General features: G+C 35.0%; 9 protein-coding genes. 4 read left to right on the forward strand and 5 right to left on the reverse strand.

The features are described from left to right. Window positions 1-131 precede the first annotated feature (131 nt). Window positions 132-1139 (forward strand): bestrophin family protein, encoded by a 1008-nt coding sequence (locus tag BUR19_RS00550; protein WP_074232991.1) that lies wholly within the window; start codon window positions 132-134, stop codon window positions 1137-1139. A 43-nt stretch (window positions 1140-1182) separates the two neighbouring features. On the opposite strand, the gene BUR19_RS00555 is transcribed toward BUR19_RS00550, so the two are convergent. Beyond that, entirely contained in the window at window positions 1183-2790 is a 1608-nt protein-coding gene (locus BUR19_RS00555; protein WP_074232992.1) for a Na+/H+ antiporter, read from the reverse strand. Window positions 2791-3041: 251 nt separating this feature from the next. On the opposite strand from BUR19_RS00555, the gene BUR19_RS00560 reads away from it, so the two are divergent. Next, window positions 3042-5066, forward strand: a complete 2025-nt coding sequence (locus BUR19_RS00560; protein WP_074232993.1) for a M13 family metallopeptidase — start codon at window positions 3042-3044, stop codon at window positions 5064-5066. 244 nt (window positions 5067-5310) lie between these two features. Here BUR19_RS00560 and BUR19_RS00565 read toward each other — a convergent pair whose 3' ends face one another. The 4 genes from BUR19_RS00565 to dnaE all read right to left on the reverse strand — a co-directional run bounded on the left by BUR19_RS00565 (window position 5311) and on the right by dnaE (window position 14734). After that, on the reverse strand, window positions 5311-6369 hold the full coding sequence (locus BUR19_RS00565) for a T9SS type A sorting domain-containing protein (RefSeq protein WP_074232994.1): 1059 nt from the start codon (window positions 6367-6369) through the stop codon (window positions 5311-5313). A gap of 146 nt (window positions 6370-6515) precedes the next feature. Continuing rightward, window positions 6516-8144 (reverse strand): T9SS type A sorting domain-containing protein, encoded by a 1629-nt coding sequence (locus tag BUR19_RS00570; RefSeq protein WP_074232995.1) that lies wholly within the window; start codon window positions 8142-8144, stop codon window positions 6516-6518. A 156-nt stretch (window positions 8145-8300) separates the two neighbouring features. Next, window positions 8301-9833 (reverse strand): T9SS-dependent choice-of-anchor J family protein, encoded by a 1533-nt coding sequence (locus BUR19_RS00575; RefSeq protein WP_074232996.1) that lies wholly within the window; start codon window positions 9831-9833, stop codon window positions 8301-8303. Between the two features lie 242 nt (window positions 9834-10075). Then, a complete protein-coding gene (gene dnaE, locus BUR19_RS00580) occupies window positions 10076-14734 on the reverse strand; it encodes a DNA polymerase III subunit alpha (protein WP_074232997.1) in 4659 nt (1552 codons plus the stop codon). 151 nt (window positions 14735-14885) lie between these two features. Between dnaE and BUR19_RS00585 the strand changes: the two genes are divergently transcribed. Further along, window positions 14886-15596, forward strand: coding sequence for a hypothetical protein (locus tag BUR19_RS00585; protein WP_074232998.1), 711 nt, complete (start codon window positions 14886-14888; stop codon window positions 15594-15596). Between the two features lie 64 nt (window positions 15597-15660). Then, on the forward strand, window positions 15661-17739 hold the full coding sequence (locus BUR19_RS00590) for a S8 family peptidase (RefSeq protein ID WP_074232999.1): 2079 nt from the start codon (window positions 15661-15663) through the stop codon (window positions 17737-17739). The last annotated feature ends 17 nt before the right edge of the window (window positions 17740-17756 follow it).

Here is a 17756-nt window from a genome sequence, read left to right on the forward strand (position 1 = left end):
GATAAAAGATGAAATGATATTCTTTTCTAGATCATAATAAACTTATTCAATGAGAGTATTAATTTTTGTTTTTCAATATCTAGGTGTTTTTATTCATCAGAAAAAATTAATATTTTTATCAAAAAATACAAATGCATACAGGAAAACGATATTCGCCTATAGAGTTCTTCAAATGGACTAAGCAAGCTACTTTTTGTCTGTTCATTATCTCATCTATTGCTACGGTTTTATATTACTTCGGATGGAAATTTTTAGCATTACCTTGGCAACCTATTGCTATTATTGCTACTGCGGTGGCTTTTATTGTAGGATTTAAGAATAATGCAAGTTATAACCGTATTTGGGAAGCAAGACAGATTTATGGAGCGATTATTAATGATAGTAGAAGCTTTGCTTATTCTGTTCGGGATGCTTTGGGAGGGAAAGAATCTGATGTAGTTAAAAAGATTTTTTACCGTCATTTTGCCTGGCTGACAGCTTTGAGATTCCAATTAAGAGAACCAAGATCTTGGGAAAATGTCGATAATGATGGTAATTCTAATTTCAGAAAAGGCAGATACGAAATTCCTGAACTTAACTCTAATCTTTCTGATGAATTGAAATCTTTCTTGTCGCCTGAAGAACATCTATATATTCTTTCCAAAAAGAACAAGGCAACACAATTGACAGCTTTGCAGTCTGAAGATTTTGCTAAACTTAAATCGGAAGGAAAAATTAATGATTTCCAATGGACGCTTTTACAACAATCGATTATAAAATTCACGGATAATCAAGGAAAAGCAGAGCGAATTAAAAATTTTCCTTATCCAAGGAATTTTGCCTCAATTACTACATATTTACTTTTTATTTTTGTGGTTCTCGCACCTTTTGGACTTTTGAAAGAAATGGATAAATTAGGCGACGGAACTTTTTTGGAAGGCTTTACAATTTGGTTTAATATTCCTTTTTCTGCAATGATAAATTGGGCTTTTCATACCTTGGACACAGTTGGAGAAAGTTCTGTGAATCCTTTTGAGGGAAGTGCCAATGATATTCCCATTACGCAAATAAGCCGAACGATTGAAATTGATATGAGAGATATGTTGGACGAAAAAGATTTGCCAGCGCCGATTCTTCCTCAGAATAATATTGTACTTTAAGACAATTAAACAAAAAACTCTCCCAATTTGGAAGAGCTTTTTATTAATGAAAGTTTGGATTTAATTTCAAATCATTGAGATCGAGTTGTAATTCTGCTTTACGGATTTCCTCATCATCATAATACTTTTCGCGTCTCATCTGGAAAATATCAATTCTTTGTTTTGCGTAGATTTCTTTTAAAATTTCAGCAAATTTATCAATCTCCTGAGTTGTACAGTTATTACATTCCAAAAGGTCTAATTGATTCTCGGTGTTTTCTGTTTCGATAGAAATCTGGGCGTGATAGTTTTTTAGAAGATTACTTTTACCAATCATATCTCCGTATTGTGAATGGATGTGATTAAGAGCTAATCTGTTTAGTCTTATTTGAATTTGGGCTTCCTGCTGTTCTTGTGGAAGAACGACATCCATGGATGGCATATTCAGTTTTCTCACAATGAAAGGCAATGTCAATCCTTGTACAACTAAGGTTATAAAAATAACAATGAATGTAATCAATAAAATTAAATTCCTGTGAGGAAAAGGACTTCCGTCATCCATCACAAAAGGAATGGAAAGAGCGGTTGCTAATGATACTACACCACGCATCCCGGCCCAGCCAATTACCAGCGGACCTTTCCATCCGGGAGATTGTTCTTTTCTTACTGATTTGAAAAGCCACCTTGGAACAAACGCAGCAGGATAAATCCATAAAAATCTGATAGCAATGACTACAGCACTTATGATAACACCGTACTTGATTCCTTGGATTAAAGATGCTTCTTCTAATCCTCGGATGATTGAAGGAAGAGATAATCCGATTAAGATGAAAACCATAGCATTCATCACGAAAATCACGGTTGTCCAAACGCCTAACATATTGAGGCGTGTATTTCCGTTTTTGAAAATTTCGTGTGATCTGTACGAGATGAAAAGTCCGCCAGTTACAACGGCCATTACGCCTGAAAAATGAAATTGCTCTGCACCCAGATACAAAATGTAAGGCGTCATAATCGTCAAAGCCGCATCAATTGCTGAAGTTGTTGGTAAGTAACGATGAATGACATACATTATTCCGGCTCCAATCAATCCAACTACAATTCCCATACCAGCAACTAAAAAGAATTGTCCAGTAGCCTCGTGCATAGAAAAACTTCCTGTAAGAATAGCTGCCAAAGCAAAACGAAATACAATCAAAGACGAAGCATCATTCACAAGACTTTCGCCTTCCAAAATGCTGATAATTCTTTTTGGAACTGGTAATCCTTTCAAAACAGTTGTTGCCGCAACAGCATCCGGTGGAGAAACGATTCCGCCTAGTAAAAAACCTAATGCTAAAGTGAATCCCGGAATCAATGCCTGAGAAAGATAAGCGATAATTAACGATGTTGCGAATACTAATCCAAAAGCTAGTAAAGCGATTGGTCTTTTCCATTTCCAGAAGTCGTTCCAGGAAGTGTACCAAGCGGCTTCGTATAATAATGGTGGTAAGAAAATCAGGAAAACCAGTTCTGGGTCTAATTCTATCTCGGGAATCCCAGGTAAAAGACTAATGATTAAACCTGCTAAAACTAAAAAGATAGGATAAGCGATTTTCATTTTTTTTGCTACCATTACCATCATAAAAACAGAGAAAAGTAATGCGAGGATCAATAATAAATTATGATGCATTTGAAAAGAAATTAAATTATGTTTTTATTGTAAAAATATAATTCTGCATACTAAAATCCTATAGTTTTCCATAATTAAATAAAAAAATAAAAGTGATAAATTTTGAGATTTGTTTAAAGATTTAATTGTCTGATATTTAAACAATAAAGTAATTGTTTTCTTAGCGATGTTTAATGTCAAAAATAATTACGAATTTTTGTAACAAATGGCAAAAATGAACTACTCATCAAAACTAAATATTACAATCAAAAATGAAAAAGATCTCTCTTAGTGCATTGATGTTGGCTTCATTATTTAATGTTGCTTTTGCACAAACCAAACAAGCTGCTCTGGAGCTTAATTATATGGACACATCTGTGCGTCCTCAAGACGATTTCTACAATTATGTGAATGGAACTTGGATGAAAACTGCAAAAATTCCTGCAGACAAACCAAGTTGGGGTTCTTTTACTCAACTTAGAGAAACGACTGATAATAATTCTTTGGGATTGTTGGATAACATTTTGAAAGAAAAATTCGCAGCTGGCTCAGAAGGTCAGAAAATTCAGGCGCTTTATGAAACCTATATGGATATGAACAAGCGTAATGCTGATGGACTTAATCCTATTAAAGCTGATTTAGCGAAAATTGATGCGATTAAGAATCTGAATGATTTACAAAAATATCTTGCCGAAGCAACTAAGAGAAGTGATAATGCTTTTTATGGCTGGGGCGTAGATGGCGATCTTAAGAATTCTAAAATGAATGCGGTTTACCTTGGTGATGCATCATTTGGTCTTGGTAGAGATTATTACCAAAAAGAATCTCCAAAGAATGCTGAAACTATCGCTGAATATAAAAAATATGTCGCTAAAGTTTTAACCGAAATTGGTTATAAAAATGCAGATGTTGCTGCCGGACAAATTGTTGATTTCGAAAAGAAAATGGCAAAGACATTATTGACGAATGAGCAAATCCGTGATGCTAATCTTCAGTACAATCCTAAGACTTTACCAGAACTTAAAACTTTGGTGAAAAATATTGATCTTCCAAAATATCTTGCTGAAGTTGGTGTGAAAACGGATAAAGTAATCATTGGCGAGATTAACTATTATAAAAATCTTGATACTTTCTTAACTGAGAAAAATATTCCTTTGATTAAGGATTATCTTAAATTTCACTTGACTTCTGGAAGTGCAGGTTATCTTAATCAGAAATTGGACAATATGAAGTTCGATTTCTACAGCAAATATCTTCAAGGTCAGCAAGAGCAAAGAGCACTTAACAAAAGAGCTTTATCTCTAATCAACAGTGTTCTTGGAGAAGCATTCGGAAAAGTTTATGTTGAGAAATATTTCACGCCAGAAGCTAAAGCTCAAATGTTGACTTATATAGATTATCTAAAGAAAAGTTTCGGTGTTCATATCAATGGCTTGACTTGGATGTCTTCTACAACTAAGCAAAAAGCACTTGAAAAATTAAACAAATTTACAGTGAAGATTGCTTATCCGGACAAATGGAAAGACTATTCTAAACTGGTTCTGAAGTCTGATAAAGACGGCGGTTCTTTATATTCAAATTTAAAGAATGTAGAAAGCTGGCATTATGACAAAGAAATAGAAAAAGTAGGAAAACCAGTTGATAAAACAGAGTGGGGAATGTCTCCACAAACGGTGAATGCTTACTACAACCCGGTAAATAACGAAATAGTTTTCCCTGCTGCAATTCTTCAACCGCCTTTCTTCAATCCAGATGCTGATGCTGCGGTTAATTTTGGCGGAATCGGAGCGGTTATCGGACACGAAATGACACACGGTTTTGATGATAGTGGTGCACAGTTTGACGGTGATGGAAATTTGACGGATTGGTGGACTGCTGAGGATAAAACTAACTTCGAAAAAGCAACAAAAAGTTTAGCTGCTCAGTACGACAAGTATGAACCTGCAAAAGATGTTCACGTGAATGGAACCTTTACTAATGGGGAAAATATCGCAGACTTAGGTGGTGTTAATATCGCTTATGATGCATTGCAAATGTATCTTAAAGATAAAGGAAATCCAGGCAAAATTGATGGCTACACGCCGGATCAGAGATTTTTCTTAAGCTGGGCAACAGTTTGGAGAACTTTATCAACAGATAAATATTTAACTAACCAAGTTAAGACAGATCCGCACTCTCCAGGATTCTTCAGAAGTTTTGGACCTTTGGTTAATACGGAAGCTTTCTATAAAGCATTCGATGTTAAAGAAGGCGATAAGCTTTACAAGAAACCAGAAGAAAGAATTAAAATCTGGTAATATATTTCTTATAAAAAAATACCCTATGTTTTCATAGGGTATTTTTTTATTTAATTTTTAAGTTTTCAAAAGACTAAAGTGTTACTTCAAAGTTTGATGTAAAAAGATAATTTGTATTAAAAGAATGTAATCTTTCTTCATAGAATAGTAAGCTTGTTGAGTAATAATTGCAGGTTTACTTTTAATGACATAAAAAGTCCATTTCGTTTAACGAAATGGACTTGAATTTTATAATTCTAAAGAATTACTTTTTGATGAATTTCTGAGAAGAAGTACCTTCTGCAGTTGTAACTTTAATTAAGTAAACACCATTTTGTAAATTTCTAACATCTACTTGGTTATCTGTTAGTGTTGCTTTTACAGATTTTCCAGAGATATCATAGATTTGAATAGCATCAATCTTTGCTTTAGTATCAAACTTCAAATAATCTGATGTTGGATTAGGATAGATAGAGAAAGTAGCTTTGGTACTCGTCACATCATTTACTGCCAATAGATCAACGGTATTTGTAGCTTTTAATTTAATGTTATCAAAAATTATATTAGCTGCAACTGAATTTGCTGTTACTGTAGTGTTTGGTACTGCTTGTACCTGTATATTTCCTAAATCTGGATTGCTACCAGCTGCTTGACCTTGATAAAATTCATCTATAACAATCGCACCAGTTGCTTCATTGATGATTTTATAGGAAATCTCTCCTGTCGCAGAATCCCACGCTAATCCGACTTTATACCAAGTATTTGCTTGTAATGCTGCATTGAAAGTGTAACCCCAGTTACCAACTTCCTGGCCGGTTTGCCCATTAATATCTGCTGGATCCGAATAAGCGATAAGCGTATGTTGTTTGGTAGCCATATTCAAGGCAAAACCTATCAAAAATTTATTTGCTACACCATCTACAAGATATACTCTTCCTGTATTTTGAGAAGTGCTAGTTGCACCACTGAAAATATCAAATTCGTATTGAAGAATATCATTTCCTGATGTTCTTGTGCTCCAAACGGATGTCAGTTTATTGTTTTGTTGTATTTGTTTGGTACCTGTAGCACTTGCAGAACCGAGAATAGATAATACGTTTCCATGTGCTGCTGTATTAGTTTGAACTTGAAAATTACTGGCAGCAGAGTTGGATGCTGTTGTTGCCGCGGTTGTATACCATCCTCCTTGTCCAGGAGTAGTTCCGGTAATGTCTGTTCCAAGATTTCCAACTGTAGAAGATTCAAAGTTATCTTGATAAACTAATTGTCCAAAAAACAGTGATGAGGATGATGCCAAAAGGCAAGAGAATAGAATTTTTTTCATAATATTATAAATTTATTTAAACTGATACGAATATAAAAATTTTTTTTAATCTGAAGAAGCATATTAACACTTAAAGTTGATTTAAGTTATTAAAATAAAAAGCCACCTCAAAAAGAGGTGGCTTTTTATTTTAATTAGGTTTTAAATTATTTTTTGATAGCTTTGAAAGTTTTAACGCTTCCGTCTTCCATCTTAAGGTTTACGATATATAAACCTGTTTTGAGGCTAGAAAGGTTAAGTTCTGCTGCTGGAGCAAGAGATTTAACTTCTCTACCAGAGATATCATTTACAGAAACTGATTTAACACCTTTTACATCAGAGATATTAAGAACATCTGTGAATGGGTTAGGATAAACAGAGATACTAGCTTTATTAATGTCATTTACAGCCAGATATTGTCTGTAATCAATGGTGTAGTCTTCGGCTTGTCCGTTACCTACGTCCGAGCAAGGGGTAGACAGGGCATTATGAATAACTGTTCCACAAAAATTGTACTTTATTCTCATCCTTTTTTGACCAACAGAAACACCAGATGGAACAGTAATGTTGCCTGTAAATGTCGCAATATTTGAAGAGCTTACAGTCGTTGTTCTGTTCATTGTCTCGGTTGTATTAAAATATGATTCTCCTGCGTCGTCAAAATCGCCATCATTATTCCAATCAATATATATGGTTGAAGCCCATCCGTTATTAGCAAGAGCAATCCCCTCTATGGTAAAAGGTATTGTAGTAACATTGTTATTAACAGCAAAAACTGTATTTACAAAGCTTTCGTGTGGGCTGAAAGTACCAATAGTTGTAGCTGCATTATCAGAAGTGTTGGTAATCCCATTGAAAGTTACAGACTTGATTGGAGCTGTTTGAGTAGGAGCTGTAGATACCAATGGTCCACAATAAGGCGAGAAAGTGTTTGCTCCTGTTGTGAAAGTTGTTTCTGTACAGCCAGTAGCACTTCCTAAACTATTTGTTGGAGTCACACTAACATAAAGAAGTGTATTTTGAGGAAAAGCTGTTGCTGCTGTAGGAGTATATGAATTAGTTGTTAATGTTGTTGATAAAACATCAGAAGCTCCGGCTGCAGTTCCTATTTTAAGTATATAAGCTTGTGCATTAGCTACATTTGGCCAGCTTAATGTTGATCTTACAGGAACATTAGTAGCTGCATTGGCTGGACTTGACAGTGTTGTACAGGAAGGGACAGCTGTAACCTGTTGTATTATAGATACATTGTCTAAAAATACGTAGTTGCCATTACTATTATTTGCACTTGTACTAGTAGTTGTAATTCTTAACCTAAAATCTCCTGTTATCAACCCATCTGGTATAGTTGCTGTAATGTTTTGACAAGATGCTGTAGCTCCATTATATGGAATAGTAGAAAGGGTTGTAAAGGTAGTTCCTGTTGCCGCAGTGGAATATGAAATAATAATATTTCCAGTTAAAGCCCCAGTGCTGCCATTTGTGAGAGCATCATCTATCTGGTAGTCAAATTTGATGTCTATTTGTTTCCCATTTGCTGTTATAGCGGCAGGCTTAGTGTAAGTTAACGTTGCTGTTTTGGAGGCTGCTGTTGTAGTGAAAAGTAATACACCATAAGCATTGTCTGTTCCAGTACAACCAGCATTAGTATAAATGCCACTATAGCTTGCTGGTGTATAGCCTCCGGACCCTGCCCAAGTAGAAGGAAGGGTTCCTTCAAAGTTCTCATTGACTGTAATTTGAGCGTTGGCCCCAATTCCAAATGCTATAAAGCACGATAGTAAAAATTTATTCATAATTATTAATTATTTAACGATAGCAAATCTAATAATAATTTTCAATTATTTAATAAATATCCAATTTATTTTAAAATAATTTATGGAATTCAGTATTTATATAGGTATATAAAAAAACCGCCTCTATTGAGACGGTTTAGATTAAATAGATTACTACTATTTTTTGATAGCTTTGAAAGTTTTAACGCTTCCGTCTTCCATTTTAAGGTTTACAATGTATAGACCAGCTTTTAAGTTAGAAAGGTTAAGTTCTGCTGATGGAGCAAGAATTTTAACTTCTCTTCCAGATACATCGTTTATAGATACAGATTTCACACCTTTTATATCAGAGATTTTAAGTGTATCTACGAATGGATTTGGATAAACAGAAATGTCAGATTTGTTAATATCAGAAACTGCTAATGTGCCCATGCAAATAACACTTCTTGTGTGTGATGTTGAAGAATCTGTAGCTCCAGAACATGTGGAATTCGTGTGGCTGTAGAACCTTAATACTCCTGTTGTAGTTGCAGTATAAGTTACTGAGTTTGTGCCAGAAGCTAATCCAACAGGAGTTGTATTATCGGTTGCAATTGTGATATAATATCCATTTTTAAGTAATATATCAAATTTATAGGTTCTTCCCGCTACAACATTAACTGTTGAATATTCACCTGCATAAGCAGTTGTTCTAGTAACAGCAGTTGTTCCGTTACAAGTAGATGGTGTTAGATTACCATAAACTAAATTAGGGGCAGTTGTGCAATATGAAGCAGCGGCAGTAGTGAAACTGAATTCATTACATCCCGTAGCGCTTCCGATATCATTTTTAGGTACTACTCTCCAGTAATAAGTTGTAGATACGGCTGTTGGTGCAGTAGTGGATGTTCCGGCAACAGTTGCAAGTAAAGTTGTAGGGTTTGGACTTGTTCCAAAATATACATCGTAACTGCTTACAGTGCCTCCGGTAGTTGGTGCTGTCCAAGATAGTGTAGTAGAGCCTGGAGGAACTGCTGTATTGCTGTTTGTTGGAGATGTTAATGTAGCGCAATTTGGAGCAGTTGTTGCAGGCGCAGTATTTGTTACTTTAAAATCATCTATATTTAGTGCAAATTGGTCATCAGAAGTACATCGGATTGCAATATAGATTTGTTGTCCTTTATATGTTGATAAATCATAAGTGTATTCATGATATGTAACATCTGCTGGTGTAACTATAACAGGAGAGATAGCTGTGAAATTTGCTATATCAGTCCCTGTGGTTGATACGAAGACCTGAAATTTCTCCAAACCATAAGAAGAGTTAGCGGATTTTGCCCAAAAACTAACTGCTGAAGTTCCTGTTGCAACCATGCTGATTTTAGGTGAAATCAACCAGTCGTCATTCCAAGGGGAAGAAGTTGCATTAAAGCAAACAAGATTTTTGTCACCAGTTCTGGCGGAGAATCCAACCCCAGATGCAGGAACAGTAGCTGAAGCATTAAAAACCTGATAAGATTTTGCAACTCCTGAGTTTGGGAAAACAACAGCGGATCCACCAGAGGTAATACCATATGTTGTCTTAAGATCAATGTCTTTTAAAGTCCAGCTACCAATATCAGAAATAGCAAAATCTGTATAGCTTTCAAAGCTGTCTTCAAAAACCACTGTTGTTTGTGCGCTGGCGCAAATTCCAATTGCTACAAAGCAGGATAGTAAAATTTTCTTCATAATTATTTAATTTATATTAATCAAGCAAATGTAATAATTGTTATTTAATAAAATGCAGTTTTTTTTATTGATAATTTATTTATTTTAAATAATTAATAAATTTTAGATTGGTTTATGTTTTTAAAAACATAAAAAAAATCTACTTTATATTTATAAAGTAGATTTTTTTTGCTAATAGTTGTTTTTGTTGTTTATTATTTAACTAATATGCAGCAATGTTATGTTAATTTTAAAAATTTAATTTAATTCAAAAAAACCTCATAATTATTAATCTGATGAATGACTTCCAATAGATTTTCATTAATATTAATCTTGTGCTGCATAGAAACAACTTCTAATACAGATTCGTCTTCCGGATTTTTGATAAAGAAATTAAGCTTTTGCTCGCCTTGATTTTGAATAATATTTTCTCTGAAAAACTCAATGTCAGATTGTCGTAATGAATCCAATGGAACTACAACAGACAAGCTTTTAGCAAATTTTTCAAAAGCTTCTTTCAACTCCAGAACTTCATTCACATTCACAAAAACGCGTCCGTCTTTACCTTGCGAATATTTGATTTTCATAATGACAAATCGCTGAACTTCCAATTTGTCTTTCAATCGCATATAATCTCTATCTCCCAAACGGAAAGAGTAGGAGCCAGTATAATCTTCAAGCATAACGAAGGCTACTTTTTCTCCACTTCGGAAACCGTCCGCAACACGATATTCGGTAATCAATCCGGCAACTGTATATTCCTTAGTATTGTCTTTTTCATTCATTTTATCTTTCCAGCTTTTCTTTTCTTCAAAAAGTTCTGCTGTTTTTGGAGGAAAAGCCAAATCTTTGAAAGCTTCCACTTCATCCAAATTCAAAAAGTTAAAATTTCCTTTTGGCTCTGCTTTTTTCGTTGATTCTTCAATAATTTCTTCTTCTTCTAGGCCAGAATCATCAGAAACAACAATGTCTGGAACTTCCTCATCGGGAGAACTGTCTTTTTCTAAAATTGGAGCGACTTCTTCCAAAACAGGCAAATCATCTTTTTTCTCTTCCAGAACTGCTTTTTTAGACAAAACACCTTGCATAAATTGGAATTGATATTTGAACTCATCCAAAGGATGCGCAGAAAGATAGAAACCAATGATTTCTTTTTCTTTATTTAGCTTGTGCATATTTGGCCATTCAGCACAAGGTAGAAGTTTGGGTTGTTCAATTTGAACTTCTTCCGCAAAATCAGCAAAAAGCGAATTATCCATTTCGTTTTTACTGTCTTGGAAACTTTGTCCATATCTGGAAAGTCTTTCAATATTGGTTCTTCCTGATTGGTCTATATCGAAATATTGCCCTCTGTGATAAGAATCCAATTCGTCAAAAGCGCCAGCAGTTATTAAACTCTCCGCAACTCTTTTATTAACTTGCGAAGGCGGAATTCTCTCAAAAAAATCGTAGATGTTTTTGTATCTTCCATTTTGTCTAATTAAAGTAATCGCTTCACTTGGGCCTTCTCCAATTCCTTTGATTGCTCCTAATCCAAATCTGATTTGTCCTTTCTCATTTACAGAGAATTTATATTGAGATTCATTCACATCAGGTCCCAAAACATCTACACCAATCGCTTTACAATCTTCCATAAACATTGTGATAGAAGCGGTGTTGTTAATGTTGTTACTCATTACACTCGCCATATATTCCGCTGGATAATTGGCTTTTAAGTAAGCCGTTTGATAAGCAATCCAAGCATAACAAGTGGAGTGAGACTTGTTGAAAGCATACTCTGCAAAGGCTTTCCAGTCATTCCAAATTTTCTCAAGTCGTTCTTCATTAAGATTGTTTTTTCTTCCACCTTCTATGAATTTCGGATACATTTTATTAAGGACGTCAATCTGCTTTTTACCCATCGCTTTTCTCAAAGTATCGGCTTCACCTTTTGTAAAGTTGGCGAGTTTCTGAGACAGGAGCATTACCTGTTCCTGATAAACTGTAATTCCGTAGGTTTCTTCAAGGTATTCTTCAAGTTCTGGTAAATCGTAAATGATTTCTTCGGTTCCGTGTTTTCTGTTGATGAAATTCGGGATGTATTTAATTGGACCTGGACGATACAAAGCGTTCATTGCAATCAAATCGGCAAAAACTGTAGGTTTTAGTTCACGCATATATTTTTGCATTCCCGGACTTTCATATTGGAAAATCCCGATTGTTCTTCCGTCCTTAAATAATTGATAAGTTTTTGCGTCATCAAGAGGAATTTCATCTGGGTCAATATCGATTCCGTGACGTTCTTTCACAAGTTTCACCGCATCTTTTATAATGGTCAAAGTTCTTAATCCCAAGAAATCCATTTTCAAAAGACCAGCATCTTCTGCCACCGAGTTATCGAATTGAGAAACCAAAATATCAGCATCTTTCGCCGCAATCGTAATTGGAACCAGATTGCTCACAGGTTCTGGCGTAATAATTACACCACAAGCATGAATTCCTGTATTTCTGATACAGCCTTCCATCTTTTTAGCACTGTCCAAAACCGAAAACCTAGAGTCGTTTTGGTCGCTGAGAATGGCTTTCATCTCATCCACCAATTGTTGGTCTTCAGGTTTCAGTTTGTCGTATTTTGAAAGGGCTTTGGCAATATTCATTCCTGGACTTGGCGGGATTAATTTCGCAATCATATTCGTTTCCGGAATCGAAACATCCAGAACTCGACCAGCATCTTTAATCGCAGATTTTCCTCCTAAAACGGAGTAAGTGATAATCTGTGCCACTTGTTCCTGGCCATATTTTTCAACTACCCATTTGATGATTTTATCTCGGCCTTCATCATCAAAATCTATATCAATATCAGGCATCGAAACCCTTTCCGGATTCAAAAATCTCTCGAAAAGGAGGTCATATTTAATTGGGTCAACATTGGTAATACCGATACAGTAAGCAACCGCGGAACCAGCAGCAGAACCACGACCGGGACCGACCCAAACACCCATATTTCGGGCTTCATTACAGAAATCCTGAACAATTAAGAAATATCCTGGATAACCAGTGTTTGCAATAACTTCCAATTCGAAGTCTAAACGTTCTTTAATTTCAGGAGTGATTCCGGTTTCTTTATATCTTCTGTTTGCGCCTTCGTAAGTCAAATGCGTCAAATAAGCCATTTCGCCACGTTTTCCACCATCAATATCATCTTCCGGATTAACGAATTCTGCAGGAATATCAAACTTAGGAAGTAAAACATCACGTTTCAAAGTGTAGGGTTTGAATTTTGCTAAAAACTCATCATAAGCTTCAAAAGCGTCTGGATAAGCGAGAAAAGCAGATTTCAGTTCTTCTGAATTTTTGATATAATATTCATCAGTGGTTAAACCTTTTCTTTTTCCGAAACCTTTCCCAATTGGAGTGGATAATTTCTCTCCATCTTTGATACAGCCTAAAATATCCTGAATGTTGGCATCACTTTTATCAGTATAAAAAGTTTCATTTTGTGCCAGGATTTTCACATTGTATTTGTCAGCGAATTGAAGTAAAACTTCATTCAAGTGTTCTTCTTCAGGCAAATTATGATTTTGGATTTGAACATAAAAATCATCGCCAAATTCATCTTTCCACCATTGGAAAAGCTCTTCTCCTTTTTGTTCTCCGATATTCAAAATTGTGCTTGGAATATCGCCATTGATTCCCGATGTTAAGGCAATCAAACCTTCTTTGTATTGCGCAATCAGTTCTCGGCTGATTCTTGGGACTCCAAAATAAAATCCTTTCTGGAAACCGATACTGGAAAGTTTAACTAAGTTTTTATAACCATTAAAATCCTTTGCCAGCAAAACGACTTGCGTTCTTCTGTCGGGATCGTCTTTGGTAAATTGCTTTTGTTCATATCTTTCCGAAATATAAAATTCTGAGCCAACAATTGGAATCAGCTGGCTGGAATCTGGCTCCTCTTCATTGAATTCTTCTCCTTTTTCTTCTGCCTCAGCTTTTTTGGCTAAATATTCCTTATGCTTTTTTGAAACTGCTGAATTAGCACCTTCAACTGCCGTAACAAATTTGAAAGCCCCCATCATATTTCCAATATCTACAATGCCAACAGCGGAAAAATTATCGTCTTGTGCTTTTTTGATAAGATCATTAATACTCGTTGTCGCAGTCAGAGTTGAGAAAACAGTGTGATTATCAAAATTGAAATAGTTGCCTAAATCAATTTCGTCAATATTCGCAATGTCGGCCTGTTTCTTTTTGTTGTTGAAACTTGCGACTTGTCTTCTAATAACAATTCCGAAAGGTTTAATCGGATTTAGATTGAGCGTTTGAAATTCCTTTAATTGATCTTCACTGATTTTCAAAACCTCAGTTGGAATCACGCCAATTCTCATCATTTCGAAGAAAACCTGCGCAGTCGCGTTCACATCGGCTGCCGCATTGTGTGCTTCATCGAATTTGTGTCCGTATAATTTTTCGTAAAGTTCTTCAAGCTTCGGAGATTTGTATCTTCCGCCTCGCCCGCCTTCCAGTTTACAATAATCTGTTCCCAAAATCATTGTGTCGGCTTTTGGCTTTTCCTGCAGATTATCTTTGATGTTTTTCCGGTAAAATTCTGCGCCGACAATATTGTAATCAAATTCTACATTGTGTCCGGAAACAACTCTTACATTTTCCAGAGCTTTAGAAAATTCTTCCAAAATCTCTTGCAAATCACGACCTTCCTCATTCGCTATTTTAGTCGTAATTCCGTGAATTCTTGCAGCGTTGAAAGGGATGTCGTAACCTTCTGGTTTGATGATGTAATCTTGGTTTTCGATTAGGTTTCCGTTGTCATCGTGGATTTGCCAGGCAATCTGAACCATTCTTGGCCAATTGTCTGAATCTGAGAGCGGAGCGTTGAAATTTTTGGGTAAACCAGTGGTTTCTGTATCGAAAACTAAATACATTAAAATAGAATTTTGTGTAAAGTTAAGGTTTTAATAAGAGAAAAAAAATGGATACAAAGTCCGATTTTGTTAATTGTTCATAAAAAAGTTAATGCTGGTTAAATGTCTTTTTTCAGTAAGAATTAAATCTAATTTTGAAGAAAAATAGCCTTTGAAAAAACTTTTATTAGTTACTTTTTTATTCATTTCTAATTTTATTTTTTCTCAACAGATTAGAGGAAGAATTGTCTCTGATTCTGTAGCTGTGAATCAGGTTTTGGTTGTTAATATCAATTCTCAGGAAAAAACTTATTCTGATTCCAAAGGTCAATTTTTAATTAATGCCAATATTAATGATGAACTTCGGTTTGTAAAATCTGGTTACGAACGTAAAGTGATTAATGTGGAAAATGATGATGAATTGCTCATTAACATCGTGAAATTAGCTGTTGAAATAGAAGAGGTTGAAGTCAAGAAACAATTGAGTGGAAATCTTAGCAAAGATTCCAAATTATTTGATGAAAATAAAAAGAAAATTACACTTAATAATGATTTGAAAGTTTATTTCAAAGCGCCTTCCAGTGCAGAAGTTCTTAATGCAAAGCCTGGCGAATTTGTACAGCCAGTTGGAGGAGGAATTAGTTTTGGAAAGATTGATGATAAATGGGTCTTGACCGATTTTGTAGAATGGATCAGAGAAAATTTGAGAGATGAATATTTTACATCGATGGGATTAGATGTTTCTGAAATCAATTCATTTTTACATTACTCGTTGAGAACATTTAACACCAGAAATATTCTGAAATATGGTTTTTGTGATGAGCAGGATGTCGGGAATTTGAAGCTTCATTTTGAGGAAAAATTGAAGGATTTCAAAAAGTAACAGTTAATTTTTATAAAAAAGATTTATACGTTATGGTTTTTTTATCTTTGCAAAAACAATCCTAATGAAAAGAATTTTATTCAGTATAAGTTTTATATTTTCATTTTATTTTTCTAATGCTCAGGATCTTAAACTGAAGAATGAGTTCACTCAGCAAAGATTAAATAATGAAAATAAATTAGATTCTTATTTCTCAAAATCCACTGCAAAATATTCTCAAAAAGAAAGAGACAGCCTTAAGAAAAATCTTGCAGGTTTTGCTGCAGGCCAGATTCCTGTTTTTTATTCAATTGAAGAAACCAGTGCCAATGCGACTGCAAATGTCGATGAATTACAGGCTGGAACAGTTTCCGGAATTACATCTCCTTTGACGGGAAACGGAATCAAATTGACTGTTTTTGACGCTGGTCTTATTTTAAGTACGCACGAACAGTTTGCTACCGGAAGAGCTATTAATAAAGAAGCTACAACTGAAGCTCAGCATTTTCATGGAACCAATGTCAATAGTATTTTGATTGGGAATGGTATAGAAACAGGTAATTTTACACAATCCAGCGTTTCTTATCCAAAAGCTAATGCAAAGGGGATTTTGCCACAAGGAACTATTGATAATTATATGTTTGGAGCGACGGCTTTGGGCAATAATTATGAAAAATTGGCTAGTTTACCCAATCTTAATATTTCCAACCATTCCTATGGAACCAATTACGGTTGGAATAAACCAAACACTTCCAATACTTATTACTGGTACGGAAATTACGATTTGAACCATACAGATACTTATGCTGGTGCTTACGGAGATAACGATTATAACTTTGATAAAATTGTCTATTCTCAACCGCAACAGATTATTGTCAAATCAACTGGAAACTATTATAATATTGGACCTAATGCGTCGTCTGTAAAATACAGGTATAATTTTGCAACTAGCAGTTGGGTTACTTTTGGGGCTAATGATGAGGTGCCACCAGCTAACTGTAGTCAGGGAAATAATTGTATTTACTTTGGTTCCTTGGCAAAGAATATTATTACAGTTGGGGCAGTTAATCAATTAACGACAGCTAATCATAAATATACTCAGGCAAGTGATGTTGTAAAGGGAAGTTTCAGTAGTGCTGGTCCAAGAAAAGACGGAGCGGTAAAACCAGATCTTTCGGCGGTTGGAGTAGATATGATTATGGCCAATTATACTACTGCAAATCCAAATGCAACTAATCTTTATGTTGTAAATTTTGGAACTTCTTATGCTGCTCCAATGGTTTCCGGAATTGCTGGTGCACTGACTCAAATCGAAAGAAATATTTCTGGAAACAGCAGTTTTATTTTCAATGTTGATGAGATGAAAGCGTTGTTGACCCATACAGCGAATGAAGCGGGAAGACCGGGACCAGATGTTTGGTACGGTTGGGGTTTGGTAGATGCAAAGAAAGCAGCTCAGGTTTTAGTTAATAGACTGGATGAAGATGCTTATTTAGAAAAACAAACTTTGACATCAGGGCAACCTTTCACAAAACAAATCAAAGCAACTGGAACAGAACCTTTGAAGGTGAGTATCTCTTGGGTTGATCCTGCTATCACGCCATTTACAAGTGATACAGATCTTCAAAATAATCATACTTCCAGGATTGTGAATGATCTTGATCTTAGGGTAGTGGAAGTTGGCTCTGGTACAATCTATTATCCTTGGAGACTTGATATTAATGATCCTAATGCCAATGCTACAAAAGGCGATAATACAGTAGATAATGTAGAACAAATTGTGATTGATAATCCAACAACAAATGGAATCTACAGAATTGAGGTTAATAATAAAAACTCTATTGTGAATCAAGAAGGAAATGCAGCAACTCAAAATTTTGCTTTGATAGCTACTGGAACTAAGAAAATAACTTTAGCAGCCAATGATTCAAGTAAAGAAGAAGTTAAAATTTATCCTGCAAAAACAAAAGATATAATCAATGTCAGTGTGCCAAATGATATCGAGAGAATTGCTCTTTTTGATATGAATGGGAAACTGATTTTTGAAAATACAAAGACTTCAAAATTTCAAGTTATCAGTCTTAATAAGTTTACAAGCGGTGTTTACATCATTACTGTGAAAACAAAATCTGGAATTGTATCTAAGAAAATTATCAAAGAATAAATTCTTGATAAATCAAA

This window comes from Epilithonimonas zeae, assembly GCF_900141765.1.
Lineage (GTDB): Bacteria > Bacteroidota > Bacteroidia > Flavobacteriales > Weeksellaceae > Epilithonimonas > Epilithonimonas zeae.